The organism is Bradyrhizobium sp. UFLA03-84 (assembly GCF_002289535.1).
Classification (GTDB): Bacteria; Pseudomonadota; Alphaproteobacteria; order Rhizobiales; family Xanthobacteraceae; genus Bradyrhizobium; species Bradyrhizobium viridifuturi.
Window position 1 is genome coordinate 539,743 of record NZ_NSJY01000005.1, and the last position, 19,296, is coordinate 559,038.

At 65.3% G+C, this 19,296-nt stretch carries 19 protein-coding genes; 9 read left to right on the plus strand and 10 right to left on the minus strand.

Going from position 1 to position 19,296, the window contains the following annotated elements:
- Positions 1-40: 40 nt before the first annotated feature.
- Positions 41-1,822, minus strand: coding sequence for an acyl-CoA dehydrogenase family protein (locus tag CK489_RS05345; RefSeq protein WP_095731540.1), 1,782 nt, complete (start codon positions 1,820-1,822; stop codon positions 41-43).
- 71 nt (positions 1,823-1,893) lie between these two features.
- On the opposite strand from CK489_RS05345, the gene CK489_RS05350 reads away from it, so the two are divergent.
- Together CK489_RS05350 and CK489_RS05355 are read left to right on the plus strand one after the other, a co-directional pair.
- Entirely contained in the window at positions 1,894-2,595 is a 702-nt protein-coding gene (locus tag CK489_RS05350; RefSeq protein WP_095731541.1) for an SDR family NAD(P)-dependent oxidoreductase, read from the plus strand.
- A gap of 158 nt (positions 2,596-2,753) precedes the next feature.
- On the plus strand, positions 2,754-3,584 hold the full coding sequence (locus CK489_RS05355; RefSeq protein WP_095731918.1) for an enoyl-CoA hydratase: 831 nt from the start codon (positions 2,754-2,756) through the stop codon (positions 3,582-3,584).
- A gap of 121 nt (positions 3,585-3,705) precedes the next feature.
- Here CK489_RS05355 and CK489_RS05360 read toward each other — a convergent pair whose 3' ends face one another.
- Together CK489_RS05360 and CK489_RS05365 are read right to left on the minus strand one after the other, a co-directional pair.
- Positions 3,706-4,329 carry a GNAT family N-acetyltransferase gene (locus tag CK489_RS05360; protein WP_095731542.1) on the minus strand — a complete coding sequence of 208 codons (624 nt, stop codon included), beginning with the start codon at positions 4,327-4,329 and terminating at the stop codon, positions 3,706-3,708.
- 66 nt (positions 4,330-4,395) lie between these two features.
- Positions 4,396-4,599 carry a DUF1127 domain-containing protein gene (locus CK489_RS05365; RefSeq protein WP_198960835.1) on the minus strand — a complete coding sequence of 68 codons (204 nt, stop codon included), beginning with the start codon at positions 4,597-4,599 and terminating at the stop codon, positions 4,396-4,398.
- A 118-nt stretch (positions 4,600-4,717) separates the two neighbouring features.
- On the opposite strand from CK489_RS05365, the gene CK489_RS05370 reads away from it, so the two are divergent.
- The 5 genes from CK489_RS05370 to tcuB all read left to right on the plus strand — a co-directional run bounded on the left by CK489_RS05370 (position 4,718) and on the right by tcuB (position 10,120).
- Positions 4,718-5,617 (plus strand): transcriptional regulator GcvA, encoded by a 900-nt coding sequence (locus CK489_RS05370; RefSeq protein ID WP_095731543.1) that lies wholly within the window; start codon positions 4,718-4,720, stop codon positions 5,615-5,617.
- 162 nt (positions 5,618-5,779) lie between these two features.
- Positions 5,780-7,102: an MFS transporter gene (locus CK489_RS05375; RefSeq protein ID WP_050629521.1), complete on the plus strand. Its 1,323-nt coding sequence runs from the start codon at positions 5,780-5,782 to the stop codon at positions 7,100-7,102.
- 79 nt (positions 7,103-7,181) lie between these two features.
- Positions 7,182-8,582 (plus strand): FAD-dependent tricarballylate dehydrogenase TcuA, encoded by a 1,401-nt coding sequence (gene tcuA / locus CK489_RS05380; protein WP_198960836.1) that lies wholly within the window; start codon positions 7,182-7,184, stop codon positions 8,580-8,582.
- Between the two features lie 159 nt (positions 8,583-8,741).
- A complete protein-coding gene (locus CK489_RS05385) occupies positions 8,742-8,951 on the plus strand; it encodes a hypothetical protein (RefSeq protein WP_245350261.1) in 210 nt (69 codons plus the stop codon).
- A 65-nt stretch (positions 8,952-9,016) separates the two neighbouring features.
- Positions 9,017-10,120 (plus strand): tricarballylate utilization 4Fe-4S protein TcuB, encoded by a 1,104-nt coding sequence (gene tcuB / locus CK489_RS05390; RefSeq protein ID WP_095731544.1) that lies wholly within the window; start codon positions 9,017-9,019, stop codon positions 10,118-10,120.
- 21 nt (positions 10,121-10,141) lie between these two features.
- Here the strand turns inward: tcuB and CK489_RS05395 are convergent, their stop codons facing one another.
- The 4 genes from CK489_RS05395 to CK489_RS05410 are packed head-to-tail and all read right to left on the minus strand — an operon-like array spanning position 10,142 to position 13,414.
- The gene (locus CK489_RS05395; protein WP_245350284.1) at positions 10,142-10,711 is read right to left on the minus strand and encodes a class I SAM-dependent methyltransferase; all 570 of its coding nucleotides are present in this window, start codon (positions 10,709-10,711) and stop codon (positions 10,142-10,144) included.
- Positions 10,712-10,760: 49 nt separating this feature from the next.
- Positions 10,761-11,174, minus strand: a complete 414-nt coding sequence (locus CK489_RS05400) for a Rieske (2Fe-2S) protein (RefSeq protein WP_016846808.1) — start codon at positions 11,172-11,174, stop codon at positions 10,761-10,763.
- Positions 11,174-12,283 carry an amidohydrolase family protein gene (locus tag CK489_RS05405; protein ID WP_095731545.1) on the minus strand — a complete coding sequence of 370 codons (1,110 nt, stop codon included), beginning with the start codon at positions 12,281-12,283 and terminating at the stop codon, positions 11,174-11,176. The genes CK489_RS05400 and CK489_RS05405 overlap by 1 nt, the downstream gene beginning before the upstream one ends.
- A gap of 15 nt (positions 12,284-12,298) precedes the next feature.
- Complete coding sequence (locus tag CK489_RS05410; RefSeq protein WP_095731546.1) at positions 12,299-13,414, minus strand: amidohydrolase family protein; 1,116 nt, start codon at positions 13,412-13,414, stop codon at positions 12,299-12,301.
- 185 nt (positions 13,415-13,599) lie between these two features.
- On the opposite strand from CK489_RS05410, the gene CK489_RS05415 reads away from it, so the two are divergent.
- The gene (locus tag CK489_RS05415; protein WP_095731547.1) at positions 13,600-14,082 is read left to right on the plus strand and encodes a CinA family protein; all 483 of its coding nucleotides are present in this window, start codon (positions 13,600-13,602) and stop codon (positions 14,080-14,082) included.
- A 163-nt stretch (positions 14,083-14,245) separates the two neighbouring features.
- On the opposite strand, the gene CK489_RS05420 is transcribed toward CK489_RS05415, so the two are convergent.
- The 3 genes from CK489_RS05420 to CK489_RS05430 all read right to left on the minus strand — a co-directional run bounded on the left by CK489_RS05420 (position 14,246) and on the right by CK489_RS05430 (position 18,260).
- Positions 14,246-15,568 (minus strand): HlyD family type I secretion periplasmic adaptor subunit, encoded by a 1,323-nt coding sequence (locus CK489_RS05420; RefSeq protein WP_095731548.1) that lies wholly within the window; start codon positions 15,566-15,568, stop codon positions 14,246-14,248.
- Positions 15,565-17,316, minus strand: coding sequence for a type I secretion system permease/ATPase (locus CK489_RS05425; RefSeq protein WP_095731549.1), 1,752 nt, complete (start codon positions 17,314-17,316; stop codon positions 15,565-15,567). The genes CK489_RS05420 and CK489_RS05425 overlap by 4 nt, the downstream gene beginning before the upstream one ends.
- Positions 17,317-17,465: 149 nt before the next feature.
- Complete coding sequence (locus tag CK489_RS05430) at positions 17,466-18,260, minus strand: acyl-CoA thioesterase domain-containing protein (RefSeq protein WP_095731550.1); 795 nt, start codon at positions 18,258-18,260, stop codon at positions 17,466-17,468.
- Positions 18,261-18,368: 108 nt separating this feature from the next.
- On the opposite strand from CK489_RS05430, the gene CK489_RS05435 reads away from it, so the two are divergent.
- Entirely contained in the window at positions 18,369-19,277 is a 909-nt protein-coding gene (locus CK489_RS05435; RefSeq protein WP_095731551.1) for a LysR substrate-binding domain-containing protein, read from the plus strand.
- The last annotated feature ends 19 nt before the right edge of the window (positions 19,278-19,296 follow it).

The window sequence follows — 19,296 nt, forward strand, 5'->3', positions numbered from 1 at the left end:
TGACGTTTTTGATTGTTTGAAAAGTGCGCTCGTGCGCAGCCTACGCTGCGACGAGCAATTCGCCAACCTCGGCCATGCCGATCGCGCGATCGCCGAGCAGGTGCTCGGTCATCCTGCGCTGAACGGTATTTTCCGCAAGCCGGAACGGATCGCCCGGCATCACGCGGTGATCGACCACCATCCGCGACAGCAACAACCGGCGCGCGTCGCCGCGCATCTCATGGATGCGTCCGCCTTCCCATGCCAGCGCCACCGCGCTTGCGACATGATAGAGCAGACTTGTCGCACGCCGCGCGTCGCCCTCATTGTCGATGCGGCCCGCGACCTCGCGTGCAAACCCAATCGCGCGGTCGCTGAGCTCACGCAGCCGGTTGCGCCAGGCCTGCGGCACAATGGCGCTGTCATCGAGCCGCGCGTGCAGATCGGCGGCGAGCGCGTTGTCAGCGCCATGACGTCCGACCGCGCGCTTCAGCGCATCGATCGCGACGATGTTGCCGGTGCCCTCCCAGATCGAGCCGAGATGGGCATCGCGCAGCAGCCGCGGCGTGACGAATTCCTCGATGTAGCCGATGCCGCCACGCATCTCCATGGCGTCGCCGCAGACCTTGCGGGCATCGCGGGTGGCGCGGAATTTCAACGTCGGGGTCAGGATGCGGAGCAGCGCCGCCGCGTCCTGGCTACCGGCTTCGGCGCGGTCGAGCGCGTCGGCGGTCAGAAAGCTCATCGACAGCGCCTGCTCGGTCGGCAACATGATCTTCATCAGCTGACGCCGCGCCAGCGGCAGATCGATGATGCGTTGGCCGAACACCACGCGGCCCCGCGCCACGGTGACGGCGTCGTGCCAGGCGCGACGCATCAGCGCGGTCGATTTCACGCCGTTGGACAGTCGCGACGAGTTGACCATCTCGGCCATCTGCACGAAGCCGCGGTCGAGCTTGCCGACCGCGTAGGCGATCGCGCCATCGAACTTGATCTCGCCCGACGCCATCGAGCGGGTGCCGAGCTTGTCCTTCAGTCGCACGATCCGGTAGTGGTTCTGCGAGCCGTCATCGAGGAAGCGCGGCATCAGGAACAGGCCGACGCCTTTCGTGCCCGGCCCCGCACCTTCCGGCCGCGCCAGCAGCATCACCACCTTCGCGTCGGCGTTCGAGCAGAACCATTTCTCGCCGTAGAGCCGCCAGTGGTCGCCGTCCTGCACCGCGCGCGTGGTCAGCGTGCCGACGTCGGATCCACCCTCCTTCTCGGTCATGAACTGGCCGCCCTGGGTCAGCTTGCTCATGTCGGTCTGGGTCAGGCCGTCGAGATATTTCGCCTTCAACGCCTCGCTGCCGAAATTATTGAGCAGCTTGGCGCAGCCGTCAGTGACGTTGATCGGGCAACCCATGCCGAATTCAGTCTGGTTGAACAGGAAGGTGAAGGCGTGCTTGGCGACGACTGGATATTTGTCGGGCCAGCCCATGATGCCCTTGCGGATCGACAACGCATGAATACCGAACTCGCCGAACGCGGCGTTCTCGATCTCGCGATAGGCCGGATGATATTCGATTGTTTGCACGTCGCGGCCGAACTTGTCGCGCTGGTGCAGCACCGGCGTGTGCCGGTCGGCAAGCCGCGCGCATTCGTCGAGGTAGCCGCCGGCCAGGCCGCCGAGCCGGTCGAGATGCGGCTCGATGTGGCGGAACAACGCCTCGGGCAGATGCAGCTTGAGAAGATCAGTCAGCGCGGGATCGGCCCGGTAGAAATTCATTCCCGTCGTATCGGGCGCCAGCAGGCCCGGCTGACTGGCGGACGACGTTTTCGGATCCTGCTTGTGCGGCTGCATTGAATTCCCGGCTGCGGTGCTCATTTGTTTGGGCACGACTATCCTCCTCCGGCCGAGCAAAGGAAAGCCCAATGGATATTCCAAAGTACAAGATCGCCCTGATCGTCGGCGCCGGCGCGGGCCTCAGCGCCTCGCTGACGCGGCTATTTTCGCAGGAGGGAATTCGCGTGGCGCTGGGCGCCCGCAGCATCGAGAAGCTCGGCGCGCTCTGCACCGAAACCGGTGCGAAGGCCTATGCCTGCGATACCTCCAAGGCCGAGGATGTCGAGCGTCTGTTTGGTCTGGTCGAGCGCGAGATCGGAACACCCGATATCGTGGTCTACAACGCCTCCGGCCGCTCGCGCGGGCCGTTCGTTGAACTGGTGCCTTCGGAGGTCGAGCAGGCGATCGCGGTCTCGGCGTTCGGCGGCTTCCTGGTGGCGCAAGAGGCGGCGAAGCGGATGCTGCCCAACAAGAAAGGCGCGATCCTGCTCACCGGCGCTTCCGCCAGCGTGAAGGGCTACGCGCAATCGGCGCCGTTCGCGATGGGCAAGTTCGCGTTGCGCGGGTTGGCGCAGAGCATGGCGCGCGAATTGTCGCCGCAGGGCATCCATGTCGCGCATTTCGTGATTGACGGCGGCATCCGCAGCGCCGCCCGCACCGAGCCCGCCGACAAGCCGGACTCGATGCTCGATCCCGACGCGATCGCGCTGAGCTACTGGAACGTGCTGCAACAGCCGCGCAGCGCCTGGACCTGGGAGCTGGAATTGCGGCCCTGGGTTGAGAAGTTTTGAGATGACGGAGATCATGCAAGCGGCGTAACGTTCACGGGCACCATCCGCCGCACTCGTCATTGCGAGCGGAGCGAAGCAATCCATCCACCACAAGCGGTGAAGTGGATTGCTTCGGCGCTTCGCGCCTCGCAATGACGAAGGAAACAGGGGAAGGAAACATGACCGCTGAAATCAAGATCGAAACCGGCACCGACGAACTGCTCTGCGTGATCCGCGACCGCGTCGCCATCGTCACGCTGAACCGCCCGGATGCCCGCAATTCGCTGTCGGACACGCTGACGCCGGCGTTGCGCACGATGATCCGAACCTGCGGCGAGAATCCCGAGGTCGGCGTGCTGCTGGTCACCGGTGCCGGCAAGGCGTTCTGCGCCGGCGGCAACGTCAAGGGCATGGGCGCCAATCGCGACCCGAAGAAGCTCGAAATGTCCTATGAGGACAAGGTCGCGGATTTGCAGGAGCGCCAGCGCCTGCTCACCGGCGCGCTCGCCTCGGTGCGCAAGCCGACCATCGCCGCACTGCCCGGCCCCGCGGTCGGCGCTGGCCTTGCGATCGCGATGGCCTGCGACATCCGGATCGCGGCGCAATCCGCCTTCATCTCGACTGGTTACCTGCGCGTGGCGCTGAGCGGCGACTACGGCATGGCCTGGCTGTTGACGCGCCTGGTCGGGACCTCGCGCGCCCGCGAGCTGATGTTCACCTCCGAGAAGGTCGATGCGGCAAGGTGTGAGCAAATCGGCCTCGTCAACCGCGTGGTGCCGGACGAGGCATTGCACGACGAGGCGTTTGCGCTGGCAAAGTCGATCGCCGAAGGCCCGACCTTGGCGCTGCGCTACATGAAGGACAATCTCGACGAAGCACTGCAGTTCGACTTCGCCACCGCACGCGACCACGAGGCCGAGCGGTTGATCCGCCTGACCACGACATCAGATCACAAGGAGGCGGTGCAGGCCTTCATCGAGAAGCGCAAGCCAGTGTTCCGGGGGAGCTAGCCGCGTAGCGCCTTTGAAGTCACCTCTCCCCTTGTGGGAGAGGCGACAGCGAAGCAAGCCGTAACAGCATTCAAAAAGAAAAGGGCCCGGTTCTGGAGGGGCCAGAACCGGGCCTAGTCAGTCAAACCGCAAGCGAGGACATCGCGGCCAAGCGGGAAGTGGCGGCAAGCCGCCAGCTGGCACAGGGAATGTCTTGCGGTTCAACGTGGATCTCTTTCGAGAAGCGCACCAGCTTCCAGTCGCCGGGGCTAGCAGTGAAGGCGTAATCCGATTTGCGGGCGAGGCCGATCATCGTCGCGTTGGACCGCAACGTGTCGCCGAAAATGCGCTCGGCTCCAAAGGACGCCGCGCGGCATTCGAGATTCTTGAGCAGCGCCTTGCCAATGCCGTGGCCCTGCCACCGGTCATCGATCGACAGGCCGAACTCGACGCTCGACGTATCGGCATGGAAGGCGTAGCGGGCTTCGCCGACGATGGTCTCGAAACCATCGACCAGCATCGACGCGACCACCGTGAACCGGTCAGCCTCGCCGACGTGAACGAAACGCTCGAGCTCCGTCTTCGGCAGCTCGTTCAACGCACCCAGGAAGCGGTTGTAACGGGACCCCGCGGAGAGCGAGCGGATGTAGCTCTGCAGCTCCTCGCGGTCGCGCGGCTCGACGAAGCGCACCTTGATCTCGCTGCCGTTCTTGGCGCGCAGCACGTCAGAATATTGCTTGAGATCGTCGAGATGCAGCGCAGTCATGACACGCTCCTCGGTGAAAATTGGCCGGCGCCCCTCATAGAGGCGGCGCCGGCAAAGGCGTCCTCCTCAGGCCCGCCAGAACGGCTTCTCGGTCTCGAATACGACGTCGCTGCGGGACATGCCGATGTCGTGCAGGTCGCGCTCGGTCCACTGCGACAGCTCGCGGCGGCGCTCATAGCGCTCCCACCAGACGTGAAGGGTCTCGCCGACCTGATGCAAAAGGCCCGGCGTATGATGATTTGTCATCGATTCATGGGTGAAAATGGACATTTGCGGCTCCTATCGGTAACCTGTTGGCGGTAATATCGGAGCTATTCGGCCCGTTCACAAACGACACTTTGTACCGCTTCGCATGAATTAAAGTCATGCGTTTGGAGACGTACCAGAGATGACCAGCCGCCTGCCTTCGCTGAACGGCCTCAGGGCATTCGAGGCCGTCGCACGGCACATGAGCTTCACGCTGGCGGCCTCCGAGCTGAATGTGACGCAGACCGCGATCAGCCATCAGATCCGGCGGCTCGAGGAAGAGCTCGGCGTCCGCCTGTTCATCCGCCAGAACCGCTCGCTGAGCCTGACGCCGGAGGCTGCCGAATACCTCCCCGGTATCCGCGCCGCCTTCAATGACCTCAGGCTCGCGACCGACCGCCTGCTGCGCCGCGACGACGATCACGTGCTCACCGTCTCGACGCTGGCATCGCTTGCGGCCAAGTGGCTACTGCCGCGGTTGTCCGCCTTCCAGGAGGCGCATTCCGGCATCGACGTCCGCATCACCACCTCGACCAGCCTGGTCGACTTCCAGCGCGACAAGGTGGACGCTGCGATCCGCTATGGCCGCGGCCAATGGGCGGGCCTGCGCGCCGACTGGCTAATGGCGGATGAGCTGTTTCCGGTGTGCAGCCCATCGCTGCTGCAGGGAACCAGACCGCTGAAATGCCCCGAAGACCTCAGGGATCACGTGCTGCTGCACACCAGTAACGCCAACAGCGACGACTGGCGGCTGTGGCTGACTGCGGCGGGCCTTGCGACCGACATCTCCAAGCAGCCGGGGGTGACCTTCGACCTGCTGTTCGTGACGATCCAGGCCGCGATCGACGGCATCGGCATCGCGATGGGCCGCACCTCCTATGTGCAGGACGACATCGCCAAGGGCCGTCTCGTGGTTCCCTTCAAGATCGCACTGCCAGCGGACGCCGGGTTCTACCTGGTCACACCGCAGGGCCGCGCCGATTCACCGAAGCTGTCGGCATTCCGCTCCTGGCTCGGCGCCACGGCGCATACCGCGGCCTGATGCGGCGCACGCAGTCTCTACGGCTTTTTTCCGATAGCGGCGGCGCGATTTCGGGTTGGTCACGCCGGACGGGCGTGCCAAATTGCCGCATACGGCAGTCAACTGCCTTGGCCGGCGAGACAATTTGCGCCGGCCGTTTTGCCACGGGGAGGAAAGGGCGCTATGTCGCAGTCGAGTTCATCGCAAGTCCCGCAAGTCAAATCGCGCCTCGGCGCCATCCTGCGCGCGACCAGCGGCAATTTCCTCGAACAGTTCGACTTCTTCCTGTTCGGCTTCTATGCGCAGGACATCGCTAAGGCGTTCTTTCCCGCCCAGAACGAGACCGCGGCACTGCTCAATGCCTATGGCGTGTTCTGGCTCGGCGCGCTGATGCGCCCCGTGGGCGCCATCGTGCTCGGCTCCTACATCGACCGCATCGGCCGCCGGCAGGGCCTGATCGTGACGCTCGCATTGATGGCGCTGGGCACCGTCGTGATCGCGTTCTGTCCAGGCTATGCCGCGATCGGTATCGCCGCTCCGATCATCGTCCTGGTCGGCCGCCTGATCCAGGGCTTCTCGGCCGGCGTCGAACTCGGCGGCGTGTCGGTGTATCTGTCCGAGATCGCGACACCCGGCAATCGCGGCTTCTACACCTCGTTCCAATCGTCCAGCCAGCAGGTGGCGATCTTCGTCGCAGCGATCCTCGGCTTCATATTGAGAGAAGCCATTCCGGGCGACACGTTCCTGGATGCCATGGGCGGCATCGCCAAATGGCGTATCCCGTTCTTTGTCGGATGTTTGATCATTCCCGTCATCTTCATGCTGCGGCGGTCGCTCGAGGAAACTCCGGTCTTTCTGGCCATGAAGAAACATCCGACCGCGAGCGAAGTGTTCGCCTCGGCGCTCGCGAACTGGCGCATCGTCATCCTCGGCATGATGATCGCGGTCCTGACCACCACGACCTTCTATTTCATCACGGTGTACGCGCCCGGCTTCGGCAAGGAGCTCCATCTCTCGGCGACCGGAACCCTGCTCGTAACCCTGCTCGTCGCGGTGACGAATTTCATCTGGAATCCGGTCGGAGGGGCCCTCTCGGATCGGATCGGCCGCAAGCCGGTGCTGATCGCGATTGCGTGCCTGTCGTTCGTGACCGCCTACCCGGCGCTGTCCTGGCTCTCGCACGAGCCCACGCTCGGAAAGCTGCTGGCGGTCCAGATGATGCTGTCGTTCTACTTCGGCGTCTACAGCGGCACGATGCTGGGATGTCTGGTCGAGATCGTGCCCGCGCACGTCCGCACCACCTGCTTCTCGATCGCGTTCGCGCTGGCAGCGGGCCTGTTCGGCACCTTCACCCCCTTCGCGGCGACATCGCTGATCGCACGTACGGGCGACAAGGCCTCTCCGGCCTATTGGCTGATGTTCGGCGCGGCGCTCGGCATCATCGCGGCCCTGATCGTCTATCGGGGCGGCCGGACCGTCGAGCAGCGCGAGACGGTGGCGGCCTGATCTTCAGCATGCAATTGGGGCAGGCCGATCGCCTGCCCCGGCATGTTGCTTTCCATGCCAACAACGATAACAAGAGCGCATGGTTGATCTGACGCGCAGGTTCGACGTCTTGGTGATCGGCGGCGGCAACGCTGCCCTCTGCGCTGCGATCAGCGCACGGCGCGCCGGCGCCTCTGTGCTGGTGCTGGAAGGCGCCCCGAAGTTCTACCGCGGCGGCAACACTCGCCACACCCGCAACATGCGCTGCGCCCATGACGCGGCGACCGAGATCCTCACCGGTCCATACACCGAGGAGGAATTCTGGAAGGATTTGCTGCTGGTGACCGGCGGCCAGACCGACGAGGAACTGGCCCGCTTCATGATCCACGAGTCCAAGGACATATTGAACTGGATCGTCGAGCAGGGCGTGCGCTGGCAGCCCTCGCTCGGCGGCACGCTCAGCCTCGGCCGCACCAACTCGTTCTTCCTCGGCGGCGGCCGTGCGATGCTGAACGCGCTGTATCGCACCGCCGAGGAGCTCGGCGTCGATATCCTCTACGATGCCGAAGTGATCGATCTGAATATCGAGCACGGCATGTTTCTCTCGGCGCAGCTGAAGCAACCGGTCGGCGGCCGGACCGAGGTGCGCGCCTCGACGCTGGTCGCGGCCGCCGGCGGCTTCGAGGCCAATATCGAATGGCTGAAGGAATATTGGGGCGAGGCCGCCGACAATTTCCTGATCCGCGGCACGCCCTATAATCGCGGCGCGATCCTGAAGATGCTGCTGGCCAAGGGCGTGCAGGAGATCGGCGATCCGACGCAGTGCCACGCGGTCGCGATCGACGCCCGCGCGCCGAAGTTCGACGGTGGCATCATCACGCGGCATGACTCCGTGGTGTTCGGCATCGTCGTCAACAAGCATGCCGAGCGCTTCTACGACGAGGGCGAGGACATCTGGCCGAAGCGCTACGCGATCTGGGGCCGCCTGGTCGCCGCGCAGCCGGACCAGATCGCCTACATCATCTTCGATTCGACTGTCGTGACCAGCTTCATGCCGACGCTGTTTCCGCCGATCGCGGGCGCGACGATCGCCGAGCTCGCCGGCAAGCTCGAGCTCGACGCGGCCGCGCTGGAAAAGACCATCACCGACTTCAACGCCGCGGTGCAGCCCGGCACGTTCGATCACACCATCCTCGACGACTGCCGGACCGAAGGCATCACGCCGGCGAAGACGCATTGGGCGCGCAGGATCGAGACGCCGCCCTATCTCGCCTATCCGGTGCGGCCCGGCATCACCTTCACCTATCTCGGCACCCGCGTGAACAAGCAGTCGCGGATGCTGATGAAGGACGGCAAGCCGTCGGCCAACATGTTCGCCGCCGGCGAGATCATGGCCGGCAACGTGCTCGGCAAGGGCTATGCCGCCGGCATCGGCATGACCATCGGCAGCGTGTTCGGCCGCGTCGCCGGACGGGAAGCGGCGAAGAATGCGCGGAACTGATACCGCCTTGCTTACCTCGCCCCGCCTGCGGGGAGAGGTCGTATCGCATCGAAGATGCGATACGGGTGAGGGAGAATCTCCAAGAGCACGGTGCTTGGAGAGCCCCCTCATCCCGACCTTCTCCCCGCACGCGAGGAGAAGGGGAAGATCGGAGGACGAATGTCACGCCTTGCAATCGCTGCGGCTATCCTGATGGCCTCCGCCACGAGCCGCGCCGCCGAGCCGATCGCGCTGCGCGACATGGGCTCATTCCATGTCGGCGGTCGCCTCGTCGAGATATCAGGCAAGCCGGTCAAGGAGGTCACCTTTACGCCCGGCGGAGTGTTGATCCAGACATGGCTGGAAGGCAAGGGGCTGGCGAAGAAGTAACATAGCGTTTTCAAGCGAAGTGGGAACCGGTTCAAGAAAACGCGTCAAACAAAGAGCAATACGCGATGCACGGAACGAGGACATTGCAGGAAGCCGACCGTTTGATGACGGTATGCAATTCCTGCCGTTATTGCGAGGGCCTGTGCGCGGTATTTCCTGCGATGGAGATGCGCCGCGCCTTCTCCGACGGCGACCTCAACTACCTCGCCAACCTCTGCCATGCCTGCGGCGCCTGCTACACCGATTGCCAGTTCTCGCCGCCACATGAGTTCAACGTCAACGTGCCGAAGACGCTCGCGGTGGCGCGCGCCGAATCCTACGCCACCTATGCTTGGCCGCGCGCATTTGCCGGTGCGTTCGCCCGCAACGGCCTCGTCATCAGCGTGATCGCGGCGCTTAGCGTCGCCGCCTTCATCTTCGGCTTCGCCGCGCTCAACGACCGCGGCGTGCTCACCGGCATCCACACCGGGCCCGGCGCGTTCTACAAGCTGATGCCACACAATGCGATGGCGCTGTTGTTCGGTGCCGCCCTGCTCTACGCGATTGTCGCGCTGGCGATGGGCGTGCGCGCATTCTGGCGCGATATCGGCGAGCCCGTCGGCATGACGACGGATGCGAAATCGCTGTTGCAGGCGGTCCGCGATGCCGGCGAGTTGCGCTATCTCGACGGCGGCGGCGTCGGCTGCTTCAACGAGGACGACCACCCGACCGACCGCCGCAAGCTGTATCACCACTTCACCTTCTACGGCTTCGCGCTGTGCTTCGCCGCGACCTGCGTCGGCACGCTCTACCACTACCTCCTGGCGCGCGAGGCGCCCTATGCATGGTGGGACCTGCCGGTCGTGCTCGGCACACTCGGCGGCATCGGCCTCGTCGTCGGACCGATCGGGCTCTTGTCGGAGAAATGGAAGCGCGACCGCGTGCTGGTCGACGAGCGGGCCATGGGCATGGACACCGCGTTCATCCTGATGCTGTTCCTGACCAGCGTCACCGGCCTTGCCTTGCTGTTGTGGCGCGAGAGCGCCGCGATGGGCCCGCTGCTGGCCCTGCATCTCGGCGTGGTGTTCGCGCTGTTCATCACCATGCCCTACGGAAAATTCGTGCACGGCATCTACCGCTTCGTCGCGCTGGTGCGCTACGCGCGGGAGCGGCAGATGATGGCGGAGTGAATTACGCCTTGCCGACCCGCCCTACGACGTTTTCGTCGCCAGGGCACAAAACCGCTGCTCCGCGTCCACCAGGCGAGCCGCAGTGAAACCCGCGGCCACAAGTCTGTCCGCCACCCCATCCTTGGGCTGCCCGGAATGGGACGTGAAGCCGAGCGCGACCCGGCCGCCCGGCTTCGTAACTCGCCTTATCTCCCGCAGCCCTGTGATCGCGTCCGGCCAAACCTGCATCGAGTTGATCGCCAGTACCTTGTCGAAGCTGCCGTCATCGAATGGCAAGTGCTCCACCGAGCCCAGCCGCAGGTCGACACGACCATCCTGAATCGCGGCGCCGTTCCGTGCCCGGGCCTGCTGGACCATCTCCGGCGACGCATCGACGCCCGCGATTGAGCCCGCCGGGATCGCATTCGTCAAACGTTGAATGACCACGCCGGGACCGAAGCCGACTTCCAGCACACGGTCGTTCGGTCTCAACTCAAGAAGATCCGTGACCCACGCCCCGCAGTCGGCGTTCATGTGCGCCATGACCATGCCGCCCAGCCTGCCCAACAGGCCCTGTGGCCGTCCAAACGCGCGCAAGAGAAGGCTTCGCATGATGCTCACCGACTGCCTCCGGTGAACCTGGTTTCAGACCCGATGATCGCTATAGATCGACCACCACGTAGTCGCTTTCCACCGCAACCTTGATGGTTTCGGCGACATACGGCCCCTTCACCACATTGGTGCCCGGCTCGACGCTGACGGGATAGGCGCGCACGCGGAAGCGGCGCGGATCGCAATAGGACTGGCCGGTGCGGATATCGAACTCCCAGCCGTGCCAAGGACAGCGCAGGATCTCGCCGAGCTTGGTGTATTCGATCTCGCCGGGATCGGACGACGATGCGAGCCCGATCAGCGGCCCCTCGCACAGCGCCGCACCTTGATGCGGGCAGCGGTTCAACAGGCCGAAGAACTCACCCTTGACGTTGAAGACGGCGATCGGCCGCCCGTCGATCTCGAGGAATTTTCGCGAACCCGGCGGCAACTCGTCCACCGGAGCGATCACATGTCTTGCCATTAAGAGACGCCGTAAAGCTGCTTGGCATTGTCGAGATAGAACGCCTGGCGGTTGGCGTCGCTGACGCCGGCCGGCAGCACGCGCGACGGCTCGTCGTAATCCCAGTGCGGGTAGTCGGTCGCGAATAACAACTTGTCCCAGCCGATCCACTCGATGGTCTGGAACAGATGGTCGCGACTCTCCGGGTCCTCCATCGGCTGCGTCGTCCACCAGATGTGATCGCGGATATATTCCGACGGCTTGCGTTTCAGATGCGGCACCTCGCTGTGCAGCCGCGCGAACACCTTGTCGAGCCGCCACGCCAGCGACGGCGCCCAGCCGAAGCCGGCCTCGACCATCACCATCTTCAGTTTCGGGTAGCGCTCGAACACACCCTCGAGCACGAGGCTCGCCAGCGCGGTCTGCTGGCACTGCGAATGGCCGACCATTTCCTCGATGTAGTGGCTTGGCCAGCCCGAGGCGGTGATCGGGTTGCCGCCGAAACCGAAGGCATGCACGCCGATCGGAAGGCCGGCCTCCTGCGCCGCCTCATAGATCGGCCAGTAGCGGCGCTGGCCAAGCGGCTCGACGTTACGGCTCAGCAGCAGCACCTGAACGAAATTCTTGTCCCCTGCCCGTTTGCGGATTTCCGCGGCGGCCGACACGCCATCCTCATTGGCGACGACGACCGAACCCTTCAGCCGGGAGTCCTTGCTGGTCCATTTCTCGATCTGCCAGTCATTGATCGCCGAGCAGACCGCGCCGGCGAGATCCTGGTTGCGGAGCCCTTGTCCGGTGGCGAGCGGGTTGAGCACGCCGAGCGCGACATTGTTGGGATCGAGATGCTGCTTCTGCATGAAGGACAGCGAAGAGCCCTGCGGGCCGCCTTCCGGCGGATAGGCATCGCGGCGCGACGCGTTCGGTTGCGCCTTCGGATAGGGCGGGCCTTCCATCATGCCCTGATAGGCCTGGATGCCGAAGGTTTCGAGATGCGCGTGCCAGCGCTTGGCCAGATAAGGATACAGCTCGTCCTTGGTCGCGCGCGCCGGATGAATGTCGCAATCCGCGATCGCGGTCTTGATGCCGGTCGACGATGCCGCGTCCGGGCGCTCCCGAAGCTGGATGTTCATCGCGTCGTCTCCTCTTCAGTTCTGGGCATGACCTTGTCCGAAAACCGGAGGCCGCTTTTCGGGATCATGCCCCACCTTGAGCCGCGGATAGGTCGCATGCGGGTTGTCGATCATGATCTTGCGGACCAACTCCGGCGACAACCCCCGCGGCAGCACCTCGTTACCGTCGAACTGCCAGTGCGGATAGTCCGTCGAGAATAGGAGCAATTCGTCCGACTGCATATGGTCGAACAGCCGGTTCAACGTCTCGGGTTCCGGCGGCGCGTCGACCGGCTGCAGCGAGAAGCGGATGTTGCTGCGCACAATTTCCAGCGGCGCCCGGTCGACCCACGGCGTCTCCATGCGCACGCCGCGCCAGAACTTGTGCAGCCGCCACAGGAACGGCGGCAGCCAGGTGAAGCCGGATTCCAGCATCACCATTTTCAGCTTCGGGTGGCGCGCGAACACGCCCTCGACGATCAGGCTGGTGAGCTGGGTCTGGAACGCCTGCGCCTGCGCGACATAGTCCTCGATGTGATAGGAGCCCCAGCCGACCGAGGTCGGCGGGTTGTGATAGGCGCTGCCGGCATGGATACCGATCGGCAGGCCCAGCCGTTCGGCCGCCGCGTAGATCGGCCAGTAGTGACGCTTGCCGAGCGGCATGTCGCCCATGACAAGCATCAGCACCTGCACGAAGCGCTGGTCCTGCGCACAGCGCTCGATCTCGGCGACCGCCTTCTCGATGCTCTGCACAGGGATCACGATGGAGCCGCGCAGGCGATCGTCCTTGTCGAGCCATTCCTTGACCAGCCAGTCGTTCAGCGCGCGGCAGAACGCATCGGCCATGTCCTCGGAGAACACCATCTGCACGCCGTAGAGCGGATTGCAGATGCCATAGGCGGTGCCGAACCGGTCGAGCGCCTGGTGCTGCATGTCGGCGAGGCTCGAGCCCGGCTTGCCTTGTGCGGGCCGCCAGTCCGGCCGCGACGAGATCGGCGAGTTGGTGGGATAGGATTGCGAGACCAGGTCGGTCATGCCGCGCGTCGTCACCTGGTCGCGCCAGTAATCGTTCATGTATGGCAGCAGGCTGGTGAGGTGAGGCACGGCGGGATGCAGATCGCAATCCACGCCGCCCGAGATCGGCGACGTCATCAGGTTTCCTCGACGAGTTTCCTCTGCATACGCTCTCACGACAACGCGCGAGGCGCGGGCTGGTTGTTGTCCGATATTCAAGCAGGCCGGGCCGCGATCCGCAACTCGGCAGGGACTGGTGTGGTGTGCTAGGAAGGCAGAACGCCCTACAGGAATTTCATGGCAAGCAACGAGAAAGAGCGCCGATGAACGCACTCACATCCATCGCCGAGCAGGTCGCCGCCAAACTGATCGCGAACAAGCAGACGATTGCGGTCGCGGAATCATCCACCGGCGGGCTGATCTCGGCATCGCTGCTCGCAGTACCCGGCGCTTCGGCCTACTTCCTCGGCGGCGGCGTGATCTACACCCGCGATGCGCGGCGCGCACTGATGGATATTCCGGATGACGCAATGCGCGGTCTCCGCTCGTCGTCGGAGCCCTACGCGCAACTGCTGGCGCGGCAGATCCGCGAACGGCTATCGACCGATTGGGGATTGTCGGAGACCGGCGCCGCCGGCCCGACCGGCAACCGCTACGGCGATGCCGCCGGCCACAGCTGCATGGCGATCGCAGGTCCGAAGCAGCAGGTGATCACGCTCGAGACCGGAAGCGGCGACCGGGCCGCGAACATGCAGGCGTTCGCGAAGGCGGCGCTGGAGTTGTTGTTGAGGAATCTGTCGCGCTAATTCTCCACTGTCGTCCCGGGCAAGCGAAGCGCGACCCGGGACCCATAACCACGACTGCCAACGTTGAAGATCGCTGGGGCCACGGCCGTGTGCTGCAACGATCCGCGGTGGTTATGGGTCCCGGCTTACGCCGGGACGACGTGTGGAGGGATATTCGCGAACCCTACTTCTCGCGGAACGAGCGCATGAACTGGTCGCTCAACGGCTTCATCAGATACGACAGCATGGTGCGGTCGCCGGTCTGGACGAAGGCTTCCACCGGCATGCCCGGGATGATCTTCACCTCGCTGCCGAGGCGCGCGACCTCTTCCGGCGGCATCGAGACGCGGATGGTGTAGTAGCTCTGCCCGGTGCGCTGGTCGGTGGTGGTGTCGGCGGAAACGCGGGTGACGACGCCGTTGAGCTCGGGCGTGGTGCGCTGGTTGAAGGCGGAGAGCCGCAACAGCGTCTTCTGGCCGACCTGCAGCTTGTCGATGTCCTGTGGATTGACCTTGGCCTCGACCGACAGATCGTCGGCCTTCGGCACGATCATCATGATGGCATCGCCGGCGGTGATGACGCCGCCGACGGTGTGGACGGTCGATTGCAGCACCACGCCGTCCTGCGGCGCGCGGATCTCGATGCGCCGAAGCTGATCCTCGGCGGTGACCTTGCGCTCGACGAACTCACCGATCTTGTCGTTGGTCTCGCGCAGGTCCTTCGAGACTTCCGACAGCATGTCCTTGTCGACCTGGATGATCTGCAGCTCGGTCTCGGTGATCTTACCCTTGGCCTGGGCGCGCGAGGCGATGTACTGCGCGCGTTCGCCGGCGAGACGCGCCGCGTCGCGCTCCAGCGTGGTCAGGCGGGTGAGCTGCACCAGATGCTGCTCATAGAGCTGGCGAACGCCGACCAGTTCCTGCTGCACAAGCGCGATCTCCTTGTCCTTGGCGGCTTCCTGCGCCTGCAGGCCCGCGATCTCCTCGTTGAGCTGGGTCACGCGCTCGCGCAACTGCGCCTTCTGGCCGGTGCGGCCGTTGACCCGCACCTCGAACAGCTTGGTTTCGCTCGTCATGATATCGCGAACGTCGGGATCCCTCGCCTGCTCGGTGAGCTGCGGCGGAAACGCGATCTTGTCGAGCGCCTGCTGCTCGCCCTGGAGCCGGGCCGCGCGCGCATAGAGGCCGTTCAGCGTCTTGACCACGATCGCAAGGCTCGCCTTCACGACAGTCTCGTCGAGACGCACGACGACATCGCCCGCCTTCACCGTGTCGCCGTCGCGCGCAAGGATTTCGCCGACGACGCCGCCGGTCGGATGTTGCACCTTCTTGACGTTGGTATCGACCACCACCGAGCCCGGCGCGATCAGCGCGCCCGAGATCGGCACCGCCGCCGCCCAGCCGCCGACGCCGCCGCCCAGCACCAGAACCACGGCGAGGCCGACCACGAGGTGCTTCCGGATCGAAGCATGTGCGTTGCGCGGCTGATCGGTCATGCGGTCGTTCATGACTTGGTCGCCCCGGCATCGGCAACGATCTTGATCGGCGTCGGCACCGGCGGGGCGGCGCGCTGCAGCACCTGCGCCAGCACGGTTTCCTTCGGCCCGAAGGTCTGCATGCGGCCGTCCTTCAGCACCAGCAGCTGGTCGACGCCCTCGATGCCGATTGGCCGGTGCGCGACCACGATGACGACGGCGCCACGCTCGCGGGCGCCGCGCACCGCGCGAGTCAGCGCCTCGTCGCCCTCGCTGTCGAGGTTGGAGTTCGGCTCATCCAGCACGATCAGGAACGGACTGCCGTAGAGCGCACGCGCCAGCGCCACGCGCTGGGCCTGGCCGGCGGAGAGAGCGGTGCCCTGCTCGCCGACCTGGGTGTCGTAACCCTCGCGCATCTTGATGATCATCTCATGCACGCCGGCCTCCTTGGCCGCCGCGATGATGCCGTCGGACTTGGCGTCGGGATCGAACCGGCAGATGTTCTGCGCGACGCTGCCGGCGAACAGTTCGACGTCCTGCGGCAGATAGCCGACATAGCGGCCGAGTTCGTCCGACGACCATTGGTCGAGCGCGGCACCGTCGAGCCGCACCTTGCCGCGCGCCGGCACCCAGACGCCGACCAGCGCCCGGATCAACGACGATTTGCCGGACCCGCTCGGGCCGATCACGCCGACGCCGCTGCCGGCTTCGACGGCGAAGCTGACGTCCTGCACGATGGGACGCTGGTCGCCCGGCGCAACCATGGTCACCGCCTCGACCGTCAGCTTCTTCTCCGGCGGCTGCAGCAGCGTCTGCGTCGGCCGCGCCGGAATCTGCTGCAGCAGGCGGTTGAGGCGCTGCCAGCTCTGCCGCGCGGCGACGAAGCTCTTCCAATGCGCGATCGCAAGATCGACCGGCGCCAGCGCCCGCGCGCTCAGGATCGAACCGGCGATGATGATGCCGCCGGTGGCCTCCTGGTGGATCACGAGATAGGCACCGACCGCGAGCACGGCCGATTGCAGCATCATGCGCAGCACCTTGGCGACCGCACCGAGCCCGCCGGTGACGTCGCTGGCACGCTGGTTGCCGGAGAGATACTCCTCGTTGGCCTCGTTCCAGCGCTTGTTCATCCGCCCGGCCATGCCCATCGCCACCAGCACTTCGGCATTGCGGCGGCTGGAGGCGGCGAGATCGTTGCGCCGCGCCGCGAGCGACATCGCTTCCCTGGCCGGTGTTCGCGACATGTATTCGGTGATCAGCGTCAGGGTCACCAGGATGATCGCGCCAACCAGCGCCGTGACGCCGAGCAGCCAGTGGAACGCGAAGCAGATCAGCATGTAGAACGGCAACCAGGGCAGATCGAAGAACGCGCCGGGGCCCATGCTGCCGAGGAAGGAGCGTATATTGTCGAGATCGCGCAGCGGCTGCAGGCCCTCGCTGCGATTGCCGGCCATCAGCGGCAGCCGCACGATGGTGTCGAACACCCGCGCATTGAGCGCCTCGTCGAGCGAAGTGCCGACGCGGCCGAGAATTCGTCCGCGCAAGAGATCGAGCACGCCCTGGGCGATGTAGAGCACGGCCGCGATGACGACGAGGCCGACCAGGGTCGGCACGCTGCGGCTCGGCAGCACGCGGTCATAGACCTGCAGCATGAACATTGAACCTGTCAGATACAGCAGGTTGATCATGCAACTGATGAGGCCGACGCCGATGAAGGCACTGCGGCATGCGCGCAGCGCCTCAGCCAGTTCGGAACGCCGGACAGCGGGCGCGGCTGCCATAAAAACCGATCTCTGCAAAACAAAAGAGTTACGTGATCACCACGTTGTATAGACGTTTGCGACCACCGTCCATTTTAAGTCGCCCCAACCAAAGCATGGTTCGCGGTCTATTTTTGTGATCCCACAGACAGTTGACGGAATAATTAGGGTTAACCGGTCGCGGAACCCGGGCCTGCGGCGGACGCACTTCTCGGCAAGGGCACGAGAACGACCGACATCGCGACCCGGCCGATCTCGCCGTCGACATCGAGCAAGACCCCGCAGCCGATGCCAAGCCCGGCCTCCGGGCGCCAGCGGGCCTCGGCGCGGATGCCGATCCACGCGCCGCGCGGCGGCCTGAACAGCTGCACCGCGAGGTTCGGATTGGGATCAGCCACCGCGTTCTGCACCGGGCGTGCGATGCCGTGGGTCCAGTCGGCCGGACCGAGCACGCGCGCGAGCGGGCCGGCATCCGCGATCACCTCATGATGCATGCGAAACCAGGCGACGTCGCCGCCGGCCCGAGCCTCCATCGCGTCCATGAACCAACTGCGGCCGTGGACGGCGTGCGGGCTGCGCAACGGAAAGCGCATGGGATCGACCGGGTCGGCCGTACTGGCCTGAAAACCGTGGACCTCGACCGCACGTTCGCGCGACAACGTCACCCGCACGGTCGCGCAGGGTTGCGCCTCGCCGGCCGGCCAGAGCGTGTTGTCGACGACGCTGACCCGGCCGCCTTCGGTCACCACGGTGACATGCGTGCGCAATTCCGCCATCGGTGTCGGCCGCAGGAACCAGACCGATGCCGAGATCGCGGTGCCCCAGTTGCGCGCGTTGGCCATGGCTTCGACCTCGGCGGTCAGGAGGCTCGCGACCGCGCCGCCCTGAAGGCCAGCGAACGGCCCGGCCGCCAGCGCGGCGGGCCTCCAGTGATGCGGCGTGGCAGTAGGTTCGAAGATGGCCAAGGCGAGTGGTCCTGAGGTGAGCGGGATTGAGCGTTCGGCCAATCTGATCCAAGTATAGCGGCTATGACAAAAGGCCATTCATCACTCGAGGTGAACAGGATTCACCCATTGGATGCTCCCGATCCGCGGGTCATCCCGCCGCTTTCGGCACTGCTCGCCTTCGAGCGTGCGGCGACGCAACTCAGCTTCCGCCGCGCCGCCCGCGACCTGTCGCTGAGCCCGTCGGCGATCAGCCACCAGATCCGCGGGCTGGAACAGCAGTTCGGCACCAGGCTATTCGTCCGCGGCGCGCGCTCGGTGCGGCTGACCGCGGACGGCGAACGCTACCTTGCAAAGGTGTCGGCGGCGCTGGCGACGCTGGACGAGGCGAGCCGCGACATGCTGCGGCAACGCGGCGAGACCGGCGGGGAACTGTGGATCAGCTCGCTGCCGTTCTTCACCAGCGCGGTGCTGCTGCCGGCGCTGCCGGAGTTCAAGCGGCGCCATCCGCAACTGACACTGCGGATCGAGGCCACCCATCAATATGCCGACTTCAACGGCTCCCGTGTCGACGTCGCGATCCGCTACGGCCGGGAACACGCCGCCGGGCTCAAGGTCGAGCCGCTAGTCCAGGTCAGGGGATTGCCGGTCTGCACGCCGGCGCTGGTCAAGGCAGGGCTTCGGGCTCCTGCGGACCTGTCGCGCGAGGTGCTGATCCACGTCACGACGCAACCGCGGGCGTGGCCGGCCTGGCTGAAGGAGGCCGGGCTGCCGCATCTCGCCCCGCGCGGGCATCTGTGGCTCGACAGCGTGCCGGCGATGCTGGAAGCCGCCGAGCATGGGCTCGGCGTGGCGCTGGCGTTGGCGCCCCTGATCAAGGCGCGGCCGGGCTTCGGCAAGCGGCTGGTGGCGCCGTTTGCGTTCGAGCCGGCACATCACGAGACGATCTATCTGGTCTCCCGCACCGAGCAGGCGCGGGACCGGCGGATTTCAGCGGTGCGGCGCTGGATCGCAGACGCGGTCGCGCGGGCGAGCTAAGCGCGTTTTCGAGCGAAGT